We start from the raw sequence: 14,441 nt of genomic DNA on the forward strand, positions 1-14,441 counted from the left end.
GGTTGGGTCCAACCCGACAGGAGAACCGCCATGGCGCCCGCTTCAGCCATCCCATCCGTCTTGCCATCCGTCTTGCCATCCCTCTCGCCGCGGATGAACGGCATCAAGGCATCGCCCGCGTCGGTGCTGCGGCGCCGTGCCCGCGAACTGCGCGCGGCCGGGCGCGACATCATCGAGCTGTCGTCGGGAAATCTGGATTTCCCGACGCCGGATCACGTGATCGCGGCGGCGCATCAAGCGGCATTGCGCGGCGAAACCCGCTACACCGATGTCGACGGCACGCCGGAGCTGAAGCGGGCGGTGCGGGCCGCGCTGCTGCGCGACCATCATCTCGACTACGGGCTGGACGAGATCGTCATCACCAACGGCTCAACCCAGGCACTGTTCAACGCGCTGCTGGCGACAATGGCGCCTGACGACGAGGTGATCATCCCCGCGCCCTATTGGGCGCCCTATCTCGATCAGGTGCGGCTTGCCGGCGCGGCGCCGGCGGTGGTGCCGTGCGCACAGAACAACGGCTTCAAGCTGCGCGCAGAGGATTTGCAGGCGGCGATTTCGGCGCGAACCCGCTGGATCATCGTCAACAATCCGGTCAACCCATCCGGCGCGCTGTATTCGCGTGAGGATCTGTCCGAGATCGCCGCGGTCCTACTGCGGCATCCGGACATCTGGGTGCTGGCCGACGGGCTCTACGAGCACATCGTGTTCAACGGCGCGCCCGCGCCGACGCTTGCGGAAATCGAGCCGCGCCTCAAGCCACGGACGCTGACCGTCAGCGGCCTCGCCAAGAGCTACGCCATGATGGGATGGCGCATCGGCTATGCCGGCGGGCCATCGACGCTGATCCGCGAGATGGTCACCATCCAGTCGCAGACCACGTCCGGCGCGTCGTCGATCAGCCAGGCCGCGGCGGTTGCCGCGCTCGACGGCGCGCAGGATGTGCTGCTTGAGCGCGCCGCCATCCTGCGCGCCAAGCGCGACCGCTTTGCCGACCTGCTGAACGAATGCGCCGGGCTATCCTGCACGCCGCCGGAAGGCACGTTCTATCTGCTGGTCGCCTGCGCCGGCGTGATCGGCAAGCGCGCGCCGGATGGCAGGGTGATCCGGACCGACCGCGATTTCTCGGCCTATCTGCTCGAGGCCGCCGATGTCGCGGTGTTTCCCGGCGAGGATCTCGGGCTGTCGCCCTATATCCGCCTCAGCTTCGCCAACCCCTTATCGATCATCGAGCAAGCCGCAAAGCGGCTGCAGCGCGCGTGCGAGGCCCTGCAATGACGCCTCACGGACAGAGCCAGCGCCTCGCATTGGCGGCGCATCTGTTCGGACTTGGAACGGGTGTGACGATGATTATCGGTCTGGTGCCCGCGGCGCTTGCGCTGCTGCGGGCACTGACCTGAAGACGCAATGATTACCGCGTCGGGATCGGCTTGTCGCCGCGATAGTCGTAGAAGCCGCGCTGGCTCTTGCGTCCGAGCCAGCCGGCCTCGACATACTTCACCAGCAGCGGGCACGGCCGGTACTTGGAGTCGGCCAGCCCCTCGTGCAGCACCTGCATGATCGACAGGCAGGTGTCGAGGCCGATGAAATCGGCGAGCTCGAGCGGGCCCATCGGATGGTGCGCGCCGAGCTTCATCGCGGCGTCGATCGCCTCGACGTTACCGACGCCTTCATACAGCGTGTAGATCGCCTCGTTGATCATCGGCAACAGGATGCGGTTGACGATGAAGGCGGGGAAATCTTCCGACACCGCGACCTGCTTGCCAAGCTTGGCGACAAACGCCTTGGCGGTGTCGAAGGTCATGTCATCGGTGGCGATGCCGCGGATCAGCTCGACCAGTTCCATCGCCGGCACCGGATTCATGAAATGAATGCCGATGAATTTCTCCGGGCGGTCGGTCGAGGCAGCAAGCCTTGTGATCGAGATCGACGACGAGTTGGTCGCGACGATCGCCTCGGGCTTCAGCACCGCGCAGACCTCATGGAAGATCTTGCGCTTGGTCTCTTCCTTCTCGATCGCGGTCTCGATCACGAGATCGCAATCGGCGAGCGCGTCGAGCGACTCGGCGGAGGCGATGCGGTCGAGCGCCTGCTTGCGCTCGCTCTCGCTGATCGCCTTCTTGGCGACCTGGCGGGTCAGATTGCCGTTGATGGTCGCCAGCGCCGACTTCAGCCGGTCGCCGGACACGTCGTTGAGCACCACGTCGAAGCCGGCCAGCGCCGCCACATGGGCAATGCCATTGCCCATCTGACCCGAACCGATCACGCCGACCTTTTTGATTGCCACCGTCATCTTGTCATCCACCGGAACGGCGCGCACATCGCGCCTGCCCAATTCCAACGATACCCGAAGCGAAGCCTTCCGGGTTGCCCAATCCGCCGGAAAACGTTTCCCGGGACCATGATGTGATTACAGGTAATCGCACCCGGATCCCATTTCCCCTGTCGAGCATGATACTTTCGGAAAAACGTTTCCGGATCATTGCCTCGAAAATAATAACACCGGCCGGAGCTTACCCATCCGGCCGGTGTCTTGTCGCTTACTTTCCGAGCTTGCCGAGCGCTTCGGTGAGCTCCGGAACCGCCTGGTAGAGGTCGGCGACCAGGCCGTAATCGGCGACCTGGAAGATCGGCGCGTCCTCATCCTTGTTGATGGCGACGATCACCTTGGAGTCCTTCATGCCAGCCAGATGCTGGATCGCGCCGGAGATGCCGACCGCGACATAAAGTTCCGGAGCCACCACCTTGCCGGTCTGGCCGACCTGCCAGTCGTTCGGCGCATAGCCGGCATCGACCGCGGCGCGCGAGGCGCCGACGCCGGCACCGAGCTTGTCGGCGAGCGGCTCGATGTACTTGGCGAAGTTCTCGCGGCTCTGCATGGCGCGGCCGCCCGAGACGATGATCTTGGCCGAGGTCAGCTCCGGACGGTCGCTCTTGGCGACTTCCTCGCCGACGAACGTCGACAGGCCGGGATCGGCGGCCGATGCGGCGTTCTCGATCGCCGCGCTGCCGCCTTCGCCGGCGGCGGCGAAGGTCGAGGTGCGCACGGTGATCACCTTCTTGGCGTCCTTCGACTTCACGGTCTGGATCGCGTTGCCGGCATAGATCGGTCGCTCATAGGTGTCGGGCGCGACGACCTTGATGATCTCGGAGACCTGCATGACGTCGAGTAAGGCTGCAACGCGCGGCATCACGTTCTTGAAGCGCGAGGTCGCGGGCGCGACGAACGCGTCATAGCCGGGAGCCAGCGCGACGATCAGCGCAGCCAGCGGCTCGGCAAGGTCGTGCTCATAGGCGGGGCCTTCGGCCACCAGCACCTTGGTGACGCCGGCAAGCTTGGCGGCTGCTTCCGCCGCCGCCTTGGTGCCCTGGCCGCCACCGGCAACCAGCACATGGACATCGCCGCCGAGCTGGCTCGCCGCGGTCAGCGCCTTGTTGGTCGCGTCCTTCAGCGTCTCGTGGTCGTGTTCAGCAATCAACAGCGTCGTCATCAGAGAACCCCGGCTTCGGTCTTGAGCTTGTTCACGAGTTCGGCGACGTCCTTGACCTTGACGCCCGCCTTGCGGCCTGCCGGTTCCGCGGTCTTCAGCACTTCCAGACGCCGCGTCACATCGACGCCGTAGTCAGCGACGCTCTTGTCGTCGATCGGCTTCTTCTTCGCCTTCATGATGTTGGGCAGCGACGCATAGCGCGGCTCGTTGAGGCGCAGGTCGGTGGTGACGATCGCCGGGCCCTTGAGCTTGATGGTCTGCAGGCCGCCGTCGACTTCGCGCGTGACCTTGAAGTCGGATCCTTCGACCTCGAGCTTGGAGGCGAAGGTCGCCTGCGACCAGCCGAGCAGCGCGGCCAGCATCTGGCCGGTCTGGTTCGAGTCGTCGTCGATCGCCTGCTTGCCGAGAATGACGAGGCCGGGCTGCTCCGCCTCGACCACCGCCTTCAGGATCTTGGCAACCGCGAGCGGTTCGACATTGCCTTCAGCCTTGACCAGGATGCCGCGGTCGGCGCCCATCGCAAGTCCGGTACGAATGGTCTCGGAGGCCTGCGCGGGTCCGATCGACACCACCACCACTTCGGTCGCCTTGCCGGCTTCCTTCAGCCGCAGCGCTTCCTCGACGGCGATTTCGTCGAACGGGTTCATCGACATCTTGACGTTGGCGAGCTCCACGCCCGTCCCGTCACTCTTGACGCGGACCTTGACGTTGTAGTCGACGACCCGCTTTACCGGCACAAGAACCTTCATCGATCCTCTTTCGCTTTGATTTTATGGGTTTCGGTTGGCTGGCGCGGAACCTAAAGGTCCCGTTTCTCCCGGTCAACGCGCCAAAGCCAAAAAACCGTCCCCCGGTTTTGAACCAGTTTAGCGGTTCTGGCCCGGCACCCACAACACGTCTCCCGCGCCCTTATTGTTCTGGAAGCGGCTGGCAACGAACAGGAAATCCGACAGGCGGTTCATATACTGGATGCCAGCCTGATTGACCGGCTCATCGGGTTGGGCGGCGAGTTCCACCATCATCCGTTCCGCGCGGCGACATATCGTCCGGGCGAGATGCAGATAGGCGGAGGCGGGCGTGCCGCCGGGCAGCACGAACGAGGTCAGCGGCGCGAGCTGGTCGTTCAGGCTGTCGATATCGCGCTCCAGCCGCTCGACCTGGCTTGCCAGCATCCGCAGACGTTCGGCCTTGCCTTCGCGCTCGGGCACCGCGAGGTCGGCGCCGAGATCGAACAGATCGTTCTGGATCCGGCCGAGCATCGCATCGACCTCGGGGCTGCCGGCAAGATGCAGCCGTACCACGCCGATCGCGGCATTGGTCTCGTCGACCGTGCCATAGGCAGCAATGCGCAGATCGTATTTCGGCCGCCGCTCGCCGGAGCCGAGCGCGGTGGTGCCGTCATCGCCGGTGCGCGTGTAGATCCGATTGAGAACGACCATGGCAGGCTCCGGTGTTCGATGTTCGCGTCCACCACTCCGATCGGGAGAGGTGGAGAATGACCCGACAAATCTACCTCACCTAACGCCCCATCGCCCAGACCGCGAGCATTGCGATGACGATGGCGACGAACTGCAGCAGCACGCGCAGCCGCATCAGCTTCTGCGACGTGTTCGGCGAGCCGCCCTTCATCATATTGATGAGGCCGAGCAGGAGCACCAGCGCGACGGCGCCGACGGCGATGGGAAGAATGATCGTGCTGAGGAGAGATGTCATTTGCGGTACATAACACCGCAGGACGCGGACTTCCACACAGCCCGGCCATGCAACCAACTGGCTTTTCAGCGCGTAATATCAGATGCTGGGTCGGTTCTCGGGCCGAGCGGTTTTCGACAATGCCGGGTGGAATGTGAAGCAGCTTCGTTACGTCACCCACGTCGTGATGGATGCCTTTTACACGTTCCTCGCCGACGACGGCTGGGCGATCGCGAGCCACATCGCGCTGTCGACGCTGATGGCGCTGTTTCCGTTCCTGATCGTGCTGACCTCGGTGGCCGGCTTCTTCGGCTCCAAGCAGCTCGCCGACCAGGCGGTCGGGCTGATGCTGCAGGTCTGGCCGCAGCAGGTCGCCGAAGCGCTGTCCGGCCAGATCCACGACGTGCTGACCAACACCCGCGGCGACATCCTGACCATCGGCGCGGTGCTCGCGGTCTACTTCGCCTCCAACGGCGTCGAGGCGCTGCGGGTGGCGCTGAACCGCGCCTATGCCGTGATCGAGCCGCGGCGCTGGTACTGGCTGCGGCTGGAATCGATCGGCTACACGCTGGTCGCGGCGTTCACCTCGCTCGCGATGGCTTTCCTGATCGTGCTCGGACCGCTGATCATCGAGGCGGCGCGGCGCTATATCCCGTTCTTCGTCGAATCGAACGAGAGCCTGCTCAACACCGCCCGTTACGGCGTCACGATCCTGGCGCTGGTCGTCGCGCTCTTCATCCTGCATGCCTGGCTGCCGGCGGGCCGTCGCAGCTTCACGCAGATCCTGCCCGGCATCATCTTCACCATGGTGGCTTCGCTGCTCTCGGGCATCGGCTTCGGCATGTACCTGGCACGCTTCGCCAACAACTACGTCACGATGTATGCGGGGCTGGCCTCGGTGGTGATCGCACTGGTGTTCCTGTATTTCATCGCCGCGATCTTCGTGTTCGGCGGCGAGTTGAACGCGGCGATCATCAAGTCGCGGCTGCCGCACGGCGTGTCGCTTCATGCAGCGCAGTCGCGAGCGCCCGCGGAGACACAGGCTTGACCAGGAAGCCGTCGGCGCCGGCAGCGCGCGCCGCGGCTTCGTCCTCGGCCCGGCCGGAAATCCCGACAATCACGATACGGCCGTGCGGCGGCGGCAGCGCGCGGATGCGCTTGATCGCCTCGATGCCGCCGATGCCGGGCAGCACCATGTCCATGAGCACGGCATCGAAGGCGCCCTGCACGAGCCGGTCGGGCGCGGCCTCGCCCTGACCGACAAATTCGGCGTGGTGACCGAGCTCGGTCAGGATCGTGTTGAGCACGACGCGGCCGAACGGATTGTCCTCGACACTGAGCAGCCGCAGCCCTTGCGACATCAGCGCCGCCGCGCTCGCGCCGGAGGCGGTGCCGTCCGACCCTTCGGCAGGCGCCAGCTCCACCTTGAGCGTGAAGGTGGTGCCCCCGCCGGCGCGCCGGTCCGCGACGATGTCGCCGCCCATGGCGCGCGCGAGCTGCCTGACGGAGGACAGGCCGAGCCCGGCGCCGCCGAACCGCGCGGCGATCGAGACGTTGGCCTGCGAGAACGGCCGGAACAGGCGCTTGACCTCCGATAGCGTCAGGCCGATGCCGCTGTCGGAGATCGCGAACGCGACGCCGATCTTGTCGCTCGACCTTCCCTTGGCCGCGCCCACCGGCGCGATACGCAGCTCGATGCTGCCCTGCTCGGTGAACTTCACCGCGTTGTCGATCAGATTTTCCAGCGCCGCGCGCAGACGGACGGGATCGCCGACCGCGAAGGCAGGCAGCCGGTCGGAGACCTCGACGGAAGCCTGCAGCCCCTTGGCTGCCGCGCGGCCGGCCAGCGAATCCGCAGCGTGGCGCGCCAGCGTGCGCAGGTCGAAGAAATCCTGCCGGATCTCGAGCCCCGGCCCCTCGCTTCGGGCGGCGTCGACGAACAGGGTCGCAAGGCTCGCCAGATGCTCGGCGCCGGCCTTGATGGTATCGACCCAGCGCCGCTCGCGCTCGCCGAGATCGGATGTCGCGAGCAGATTGCTGATCGCGAGGATTCCGGTGAGCGGCGTCCGTACCTCATGGGCAAAGGCAGCAAGTGCGGTATCGACCATGCCGGGACCGGCCTTCGGGGCCGGCTTTGGCAAGGGCCGCTTGCGGCGCGGCCTGGCCGCCACCTTGGTGGCGCTGGCCTTGGCCGTTCGCGTCTTGGCGGCACCTATCTTGGCAGTTCGTGTCTTGGTAGCACGCGTTTTGCCGGCGCGCGTCTTCAGCGGCGTCCTTTTGGATGGCCGCTTGCTGCGCCGTGCGCGCGATTTTGACGCCATGGTCTCCGTGATCCCCGCCCCGCTCAACAACATGGCATGCCAGGCGTGCCGGAGTCACGGCAGCGTTTACGGCGCGTCCGCGCAAAGCGCCATGATGGTAACCGCACTCCTTTGCGATCAAACCTGGCCAAAATCTTAGGGCAAACCGACCAGGCGGCGGATATCGGTCGGACTCGCCCCCTCCGCTCGCAACTCGCGCAGTCCGGTCGCCCGGGTCGATTTCGACAGTTTTTGGCCGGCCGCATCTCGGATCAGCCGGTGGTGCCGGTAGTTCGGCACGGGCAGACCGAGCAGTTCCTGCAACAGCCGATGCACGCTGGTCGACCAGAACAGGTCAACGCCCCTGACCACGTCGGTAACGCCCTGTAGGGCGTCATCGATCACGACCGAGAGATGGTAGCTGGTCGGAGTCTCCTTGCGCGCCAGGATCACGTCGCCCCAGGCCTCTGGCCGGGCCACGACGTCTCCGCTCTCGCCAGTCGGCCCCTCACCCGCTTCCTGCCAGCGCAGCTCGCCGGCGCGCGCGCGGGCTGAGGCCGTGTCGAGCCGCAACGCGAACGGCTCGCCTTGCCCGATCAGCCGGTCGCGTGCCTCGGCCGACAGCGATTTGGCTAGCCCCGGATAAAGCGGCGCACCGTCCGGATCGCGCGGCCACGCGCCCCCGGCCTCGCGCTCCGCGACCAGCCGCGCGATCTCGGTCCGGCTTTCGAAGCTCGGGTAGACCAGCCGCTGGGCCGACAGGCGGTCGATCGCCGCGCCATAGGCGGCAAAATGTTCGGACTGCCGCCGCACCGGAGTCTCCCAGGCGATGCCGAGCCAGGCCAGATCCTCATAAATCGCCTGCTCGAATTCCGGCCGGCAGCGCGTCGCGTCGATATCCTCGATCCGCAGCAGCAGGCGTCCGCCCGACTGCCGCGCGAGGTCGTGGTTGAGCAGCGCCGAATAGGCGTGGCCGAGATGCAGGTAGCCGTTCGGACTCGGCGCGAAGCGGAAAACGGGTGGCATGGTCATCGGTCACGCGTCATTGCCGGGCTTGCCCGGCGACTCTGGTTCATGCGCCCGGACAAGACTCTGTTACGATAGGAGATCGATGCGCGGGTCAAGCCCGCGCCTGACAAGCCGATGCAGACCCCGCAAATGCTGATTCATCTCGAAACCCAGGCCGATCTCGACGACGCGATCCACAAACTGGTCGACCAGGACCGCCGCCTGCGCCCGATCCTGGAACTGACCGGCATGCCGGCGATCCGGCAGCGCGAGCCTGGATTTGCCGGGCTTGCCGCGATCATCTGCGGCCAGCAGCTCTCGACCGCGAGTGCGGCGGCGATCTGGGGGCGCGTCAGCACGGCGTTCGACCCGTTCCATCATGACGCGATCCGCAAGGCGCGGGCCGACCGGCTCGGCCGGCTCGGGCTGTCGGCGGCCAAGATCAAGACGCTGAAGCACATCGCGCGCGAACTCGCCGAGGAGCGGCTGAACCTCGACGTCCTTGCCAATGAGGAGGCCGATGCGGCGCACAACACGCTGACCGCGCTGCCCGGGATCGGCCCGTGGACCGCCGATGTCTATCTGCTGTTCTGCCTCGGCCATGGCGATGCCTGGCCCGCGGGCGACCTCGCCGTACAGGAAGCGGTCAAGGTCGGGCTCGGCTTGAAGGAGCGGCCGACGCCGAAGCAGATGGCGCCGCTTGCGGAGCCGTGGCGTCCGCTGCGCGGCGCCGCAGCGCATCTGTGGTGGGCGTATTATCGCGTGCTCAGAAATCGCGAGGGCGTGATCGCCGGTGCAAAGTAGTCGTCGAGAAAAACACACCAACTGCGTGATCGCGTGATATAGAATCAGCGGACAGATACTTTTTCAATTTGCCGGCCTCGCCCATTTAGCACGCGCAGCATGTCCTTATTGCAAGGAGACGGACCTGATTTATCTCCGTATCCCGCTGACGCTTCTCTCGGTATCCTTGGGCGCGATCGCCGCGGTGTGGTGGTGGCTCGGCATCCCGGTCAACCTGCCGCGCGCGCCGATCGATCCGAACGACAAGGTCCAGTGCATCTCGTACGCGCCGTTCCGCAACAATCAGACATCACTTTCGCCGGCGACACAGGTCTCGCCGGAACAGATCGCGGAAGACCTCGCCCAACTCGCGAAGATTTCCGACTGTATCCGCACCTATGCGACCGATCTTGGTCTCGATCAGATTCCCGCACTCGCGGCCAAGGCGGGGCTGAAGGTCATCCAGGGTATCTTCCTCGATCGGGATCGGAAGAAGAATGCAACGCAGGTCGCAACCGCGATCCGCCTCGCCAAGGAATATCCGGACACGATCATTGCACTCGTGGTCGGCAACGAAGTCTTGCTACGCAAGGAAATGTCGGCTTCCGACCTCGCCGCCACCATCCGCTCGATCAAGGCGCAGGTCTCCGTCCCGGTCACCTACGCCGACGTCTGGGAATTCTGGCTGAGCAATCGCGAACTTTCCGACGCCGTCGACTTCGTCACGGTTCATATCCTGCCGTACTGGGAAAATGTTCCAATCCGGGCGGAAGATGCCGCCGCTCACGCCGACGAGATGCGCCGGCAGATCGCGGCAGCTTTTCCGGGCAAGGAAATCTTTATCGGAGAGATCGGTTGGCCGAGCGAGGGGCGCATGCGCGAGTCCGCGCTGCCGTCCCGCATCAATCAGGCGCGAGTGGTTTCGGAGGTCCTCGACCTTGCCCGGCGCGAGCATTTCCGCGTCAACCTGTTCGAGGCCTATGATGAAGGCTGGAAGCGGGAGATCGAGGGCACGGTCGGCGGCTCCTGGGGGCTGTTCGATTCCGAGCAGCGCATGCCGAAATATCCGCCGGGCCAGCCGGTCAGCAATTTTCCGCTCTGGAAGCTGCAAATGGTCAGCGGAATGGGCCTGGCGATCCTGGTCTTCGGCGCGGCTTGGCTGACCTTGCGCCGCAAGCCGAGAAAGCCCGCATTCGCGTCATGGCTTGCAGTCGCGCTATCGGCGACCACGGCTGGAATCCTGTTTGGCGTCGCCGAGCAAAGATTGGTCTATGAAAGCTACGGAACGGGAGGCTGGCTTGTGTGGGGCTCGCTGCTGGTGGCGGCCACGGCTTCGCCGGTGTTGGGCGCCAACGCCCTGATGTCGGGCCGCGCACCGCCCAGTTTTTTCGAAGTGTTGGGTCCGAAGGGCCACCACACTGAATCGGTGCTGGTGACCATGCACGGACTGGCCTTGATGATCACCGTCGTGATCGGCACGGCGACCGCAATCGGCCTCGTGTTCGACCCTCGCTTCATTGACTTTCCCTTTGCGCCTCTGACCATGGCGGCGGTGCCCTTTGTCGCCGTGACGCTGCTCAATCCTCCCACCAAGGGAATCCGCCCACTGGCGGAGTCGATCTTTGCCGGCATTTTCGTTGCAACGGCGATCTACACAGGATTCAACGAAGGGCCGGAGAACTGGCAGTCGCTGTGGACCTGCGCTGCCTTTGTCTTGCTCGCGGTGACGCTGTTGCGGGCGCGTGCCTGACAACGCGCTCTAGCCGCGCAGCCTGACGCGGTCCTCGCGCGCGCAGTCGGTGACGAAGCCGATGACGGCGCGCACCGCGGGAAGCTCGACCAGATCGGGATGGGCGAGCAGCCAGAGATCGGAGAGGCTCGAGAGCTTTTGCGGCGCGACTCGCACCAGATCGGGGTAGTCGGCCCCGACCAGGCAGGACAGCGCGCAAATCCCGAGCCCGGCCCGCGCCGCCGCCAGCATGTCGCCCTGCGAGGAACAGCGCATCACCAGCGTGCCCTGCCGCGTGATGACGTCGCTCCAGCGCGCCAGATGCGCGTTCGAGGCCTGGTCGGCAAAACCGATCACATGGTGGCCCCGCCACTCGTCCCGCCGCTCCGGCAGCTTGCGCCCTGCCGCATAGTTGCGGGAAGCGTAGAAGCCGGTGCCGAGCCGCCCGATCTTGCGCCCGATCAGGTTCTCCTCGCCCGCATCGACCGGCCGCAGCACCACGTCGGCCTCGCGGCGGCGCACGCTGGCCGGGAACGGATGGGTGATGATCTCGAGCTGGATGTTCGCGTGATCGCGCAGGAACGGGCCGAGGCGCGGCATCAGCCAGTGCGCGGCCAGCGTCGCGCCGATCGACAGCTTCACGACGCCGCGCGCCTGCTCGCCGGTGGCGGACGCGGCCGCCTCCGCGCGGAGCGCCGCCGCGGCCATCGCTTCGGCGTGCTCGCGGAATTTGCGGCCATGCGACGTCAGCGACAGGCCGTCATTGGAACGCGCGAACAGGCGGGTCCCGAGTTGCCGCTCGAGCGCCGCGACGTTGCGACCGACGGTGGGATGGCTGATGCGCAGCCGCCGTGCCGCCCCGGCAAGGCTGCGCGTCTCCGCCACCGCGACGAATGTCTTGCAAAGCTCCCAGTCCATGCCGCTCCCCTTCCTGCGACATCGTTCATTTCTGGTCGATCCGATGTTCAATATTGAACGCCATGACGCAGCCGTCCAGCCTTATATTGCCGCGCCAAGAGAGCCGCCGCTCCAGCCACCACAATAAATCGCGATCCGCCCCGGCTGCCGGCCGGGCGACGCGCATGGAGGATCCGAAAATGTCGCTGCCCGCTTCGCTCGCCAACAAGCTTGAACTGCCGGTCGTCGGCTCCCCGCTGTTCATCGTCTCGGGGCCGGAGCTCGTGATCGCGCAGTGCAAGGCCGGCATCGTCGGCTCGTTCCCGGCGCTGAACGCCCGCCCGGCCGAAAAGCTCGACGAATGGCTGACCCAGATCGAGAACGAGCTCGGCGAGTACCAGGCGCTGCATCCGGAAAAGAAGGTCGCGCCCTACGCCGTCAACCAGATCTGCCACGCCTCCAACGACCGGCTGATGCGCGACATGGAAACCTGCGTGAAGCACAAGGTGCCCGTGATCATCACCTCGCTGCGCCCGCCGTCCGAGATCGTCGAGGCCGCGCACTCCTATGGCGGCGTGGTGTTCCACGACGTCATCAATGTAAAGCACGCGCGCAAGGCCGCCGAGCAGGGCGTCGACGGCCTGATCCTGGTCTGCGCCGGTGCCGGCGGCCATGCCGGCACGCTGTCGCCGTTCGCGCTGGTGCGCGAGGTCAAGCAATGGTTCAAGGGCACGATCCTGCTGTCAGGCGCGATCTCCGACGGCTGGAGCATCGCATCCGCGCTCGCGCTCGGCGCCGACCTCGCCTATATCGGCACCCGCTTCATCGCGACCGACGAAGCCAACGCGGATATCAGGTACAAGCAGGCGCTGACCGAATACGCCGCGCACGACATCGTCTATTCGAACTTGTTCACGGGCGTCCACGGCAACTATCTCGGACCGTCGATCGCGGCGGCAGGCCTCGATCCGGGCAATCTGCCGGTCGCCGACAAGACCAAGATGAATTTTGGTTCTGGCGGCAACATGAAGGCCAAGGCCTGGCGCGACATCTGGGGCTCCGGCCAGGGCATCGGCCAGATCTCCGATGCCCCGCCGGTCGCCGAACTGGTGGCGCGGCTCAAGTCCGAGTTCGCCGCGGCGCGCAGCGACTTCCTGCGCGCCAGCGCCTGATGCTGTTTCACAAAGTCCGGGAGCGAACCATGAAACGAGCGCAACACGCGCTGGCAGCCGCGCTTGCGGTCTGCGCGATCGCCAGCACGGCCGCCGCCGACAACGGCAACGAAGCGATCCGGATCGGCCAGACGCTGCCCTATAGCGGACCGGTCTCCGGCTTCGGCACCATCGGCCGCGCCCAGGAAGCGTTTTTCGCGAAGGTCAACGCGGAGGGCGGCATCAACGGCCGGCAGGTGAAATTCATCACGCTGGACGACGCCTATTCGCCGCCGAAGACCGTCGAGCAGACCCGCAAGCTGGTGGAGCAGGAGGAGGTGCTGATGATGTTCGGCTCGCTCGGCACCGCCACCAACAACGCCGTGCACCGCTATCTCAACAGCAAGAAGATCCCGCAATTGTTCGTGCTGAGCGGCGCGACCAAATGGGCCGACCCGAACAATTATCCGTGGACCATGCCGGGCATGGCGTCCTACGAATCCGAGGGCGTGGTCTATGCCAAATATGTGCTGCAGGCCAAGCCCGACGCGAAGATCGCGATCCTTGCGCAGAACGACGATTTCGGCCGCGATTATGTCGCCGGCTTCAAGCGGGCGCTCGGCGGCAAGGCCGCGAGCATGATCGTCGCGGAAGCGAGCTACGAGACCTCGGCGCCAACCATCAGCTCGCAGCTCGCAACCCTAAAGGCGTCTGGTGCCGATGTGCTGTTCGGCGTCGTGCTCGGCAAGTTCACGCCGCAGATGATCAAGGGCGTCGCCGAGATCGGCTGGAAGCCGGACCTGTTCTTCGTACCGACCTCCGCGTCGTCGATCTCGTTCCTGGAGCCCGCCGGGCTCGAGAACGCGATCGGCCTGATCTCGTCCAGCAACCAGAAGGACACGATGGACGCGCAATTGGCCGATGATCCCGCCGTGAAGGACTATCTTGCCTTCATGAAGCAGTACCTGCCCAATGCGGATCTCAGCAACTCGAACTACTCGGCGGGCTATCATTATGCGACGCTGCTGATGGCCGTACTGAAGGCGTGCAACAACGATTTCAGCCGCGAGAACATCATGCGCCAGGCGGCGTCATTGCACGACGTTCCGCTGCCGCTATTGTTGCCGGGCATGACGGTATCGACCGGGCCGGACGACTACCTGCCGTTCCAGCAGTTGCGGCTGCGCCGGTTCAACGGCAAGAGCTGGATCAGCTTCGGCGAGATCCTGGACGATCGCTAGGAGACGAGGCGCGACATGATCATCAGCGGCGACAGACAGATCAGCTACGGCGACATTCACGCCCGCATCGCGCGGGCGGCAAGCGGCTTCCGGGCGCTTGGCGTGCAGGGCGGCAAGCCGGTCGGCATGATGCTGCGCAACGATTTCGCGCT

At 65.5% G+C, this 14,441-nt stretch carries 16 protein-coding genes; 7 read left to right on the forward strand and 9 right to left on the reverse strand.

Annotation, left to right across the window (positions count from 1 at the left end; all coding sequences use genetic code 11):
- Window positions 1-93 precede the first annotated feature (93 nt).
- Together IF803_RS31200 and IF803_RS31205 are read left to right on the forward strand one after the other, a co-directional pair.
- On the forward strand, window positions 94-1,275 hold the full coding sequence (locus IF803_RS31200) for a pyridoxal phosphate-dependent aminotransferase (protein WP_461194736.1): 1,182 nt from the start codon (window positions 94-96) through the stop codon (window positions 1,273-1,275).
- The gene (locus tag IF803_RS31205; RefSeq protein ID WP_461194723.1) at window positions 1,272-1,397 is read left to right on the forward strand and encodes a hypothetical protein; all 126 of its coding nucleotides are present in this window, start codon (window positions 1,272-1,274) and stop codon (window positions 1,395-1,397) included. Before IF803_RS31200 ends, IF803_RS31205 begins: the two co-directional genes overlap by 4 nt.
- A gap of 11 nt (window positions 1,398-1,408) precedes the next feature.
- On the opposite strand, the gene IF803_RS31210 is transcribed toward IF803_RS31205, so the two are convergent.
- The 5 genes from IF803_RS31210 to IF803_RS31230 all read right to left on the reverse strand — a co-directional run bounded on the left by IF803_RS31210 (window position 1,409) and on the right by IF803_RS31230 (window position 5,201).
- Window positions 1,409-2,290: a 3-hydroxybutyryl-CoA dehydrogenase gene (locus IF803_RS31210; protein ID WP_461194725.1), complete on the reverse strand. Its 882-nt coding sequence runs from the start codon at window positions 2,288-2,290 to the stop codon at window positions 1,409-1,411.
- Window positions 2,291-2,537: 247 nt separating this feature from the next.
- The gene (locus IF803_RS31215) at window positions 2,538-3,488 is read right to left on the reverse strand and encodes an electron transfer flavoprotein subunit alpha/FixB family protein (protein ID WP_028340368.1); all 951 of its coding nucleotides are present in this window, start codon (window positions 3,486-3,488) and stop codon (window positions 2,538-2,540) included.
- Window positions 3,488-4,237, reverse strand: a complete 750-nt coding sequence (locus tag IF803_RS31220; protein WP_461194726.1) for an electron transfer flavoprotein subunit beta/FixA family protein — start codon at window positions 4,235-4,237, stop codon at window positions 3,488-3,490. The genes IF803_RS31215 and IF803_RS31220 overlap by 1 nt, the downstream gene beginning before the upstream one ends.
- 117 nt (window positions 4,238-4,354) lie before the next feature.
- Window positions 4,355-4,927 carry a cob(I)yrinic acid a,c-diamide adenosyltransferase gene (locus IF803_RS31225; RefSeq protein ID WP_069280212.1) on the reverse strand — a complete coding sequence of 191 codons (573 nt, stop codon included), beginning with the start codon at window positions 4,925-4,927 and terminating at the stop codon, window positions 4,355-4,357.
- A gap of 79 nt (window positions 4,928-5,006) precedes the next feature.
- Window positions 5,007-5,201, reverse strand: a complete 195-nt coding sequence (locus IF803_RS31230; protein ID WP_028340366.1) for a twin transmembrane helix small protein — start codon at window positions 5,199-5,201, stop codon at window positions 5,007-5,009.
- Between the two features lie 166 nt (window positions 5,202-5,367).
- On the opposite strand from IF803_RS31230, the gene IF803_RS31235 reads away from it, so the two are divergent.
- Window positions 5,368-6,228, forward strand: a complete 861-nt coding sequence (locus IF803_RS31235; RefSeq protein WP_155262608.1) for a YihY/virulence factor BrkB family protein — start codon at window positions 5,368-5,370, stop codon at window positions 6,226-6,228.
- Here the strand turns inward: IF803_RS31235 and IF803_RS31240 are convergent.
- Window positions 6,155-7,501 carry an ATP-binding protein gene (locus IF803_RS31240; protein WP_461194727.1) on the reverse strand — a complete coding sequence of 449 codons (1,347 nt, stop codon included), beginning with the start codon at window positions 7,499-7,501 and terminating at the stop codon, window positions 6,155-6,157. The genes IF803_RS31235 and IF803_RS31240 overlap by 74 nt on opposite strands.
- Window positions 7,502-7,636: 135 nt before the next feature.
- A complete protein-coding gene (gene gluQRS / locus IF803_RS31245; protein ID WP_461194737.1) occupies window positions 7,637-8,506 on the reverse strand; it encodes a tRNA glutamyl-Q(34) synthetase GluQRS in 870 nt (289 codons plus the stop codon).
- Between the two features lie 132 nt (window positions 8,507-8,638).
- Between gluQRS and IF803_RS31250 the strand changes: the two genes are divergently transcribed.
- On the forward strand, window positions 8,639-9,292 hold the full coding sequence (locus tag IF803_RS31250; protein ID WP_028333626.1) for a DNA-3-methyladenine glycosylase family protein: 654 nt from the start codon (window positions 8,639-8,641) through the stop codon (window positions 9,290-9,292).
- Window positions 9,293-9,458: 166 nt separating this feature from the next.
- Window positions 9,459-11,021, forward strand: coding sequence for a glycoside hydrolase family 17 protein (locus tag IF803_RS31255; RefSeq protein WP_461194728.1), 1,563 nt, complete (start codon window positions 9,459-9,461; stop codon window positions 11,019-11,021).
- Window positions 11,022-11,030: 9 nt separating this feature from the next.
- Here IF803_RS31255 and IF803_RS31260 read toward each other — a convergent pair whose 3' ends face one another.
- Window positions 11,031-11,918: a LysR family transcriptional regulator gene (locus IF803_RS31260; protein WP_461194729.1), complete on the reverse strand. Its 888-nt coding sequence runs from the start codon at window positions 11,916-11,918 to the stop codon at window positions 11,031-11,033.
- Between the two features lie 25 nt (window positions 11,919-11,943).
- Window positions 11,944-12,084 (reverse strand): hypothetical protein, encoded by a 141-nt coding sequence (locus IF803_RS31265; protein ID WP_461194730.1) that lies wholly within the window; start codon window positions 12,082-12,084, stop codon window positions 11,944-11,946.
- A 13-nt stretch (window positions 12,085-12,097) separates the two neighbouring features.
- Between IF803_RS31265 and IF803_RS31270 the strand changes: the two genes are divergently transcribed.
- Both IF803_RS31270 and IF803_RS31275 read left to right on the forward strand, forming a co-directional pair.
- Entirely contained in the window at window positions 12,098-13,069 is a 972-nt protein-coding gene (locus IF803_RS31270; protein ID WP_461194731.1) for an NAD(P)H-dependent flavin oxidoreductase, read from the forward strand.
- A 29-nt stretch (window positions 13,070-13,098) separates the two neighbouring features.
- Window positions 13,099-14,289 (forward strand): ABC transporter substrate-binding protein, encoded by a 1,191-nt coding sequence (locus IF803_RS31275; RefSeq protein ID WP_461194733.1) that lies wholly within the window; start codon window positions 13,099-13,101, stop codon window positions 14,287-14,289.
- The last annotated feature ends 152 nt before the right edge of the window (window positions 14,290-14,441 follow it).

The organism is Bradyrhizobium sp. UFLA06-06, from assembly GCF_054820065.1.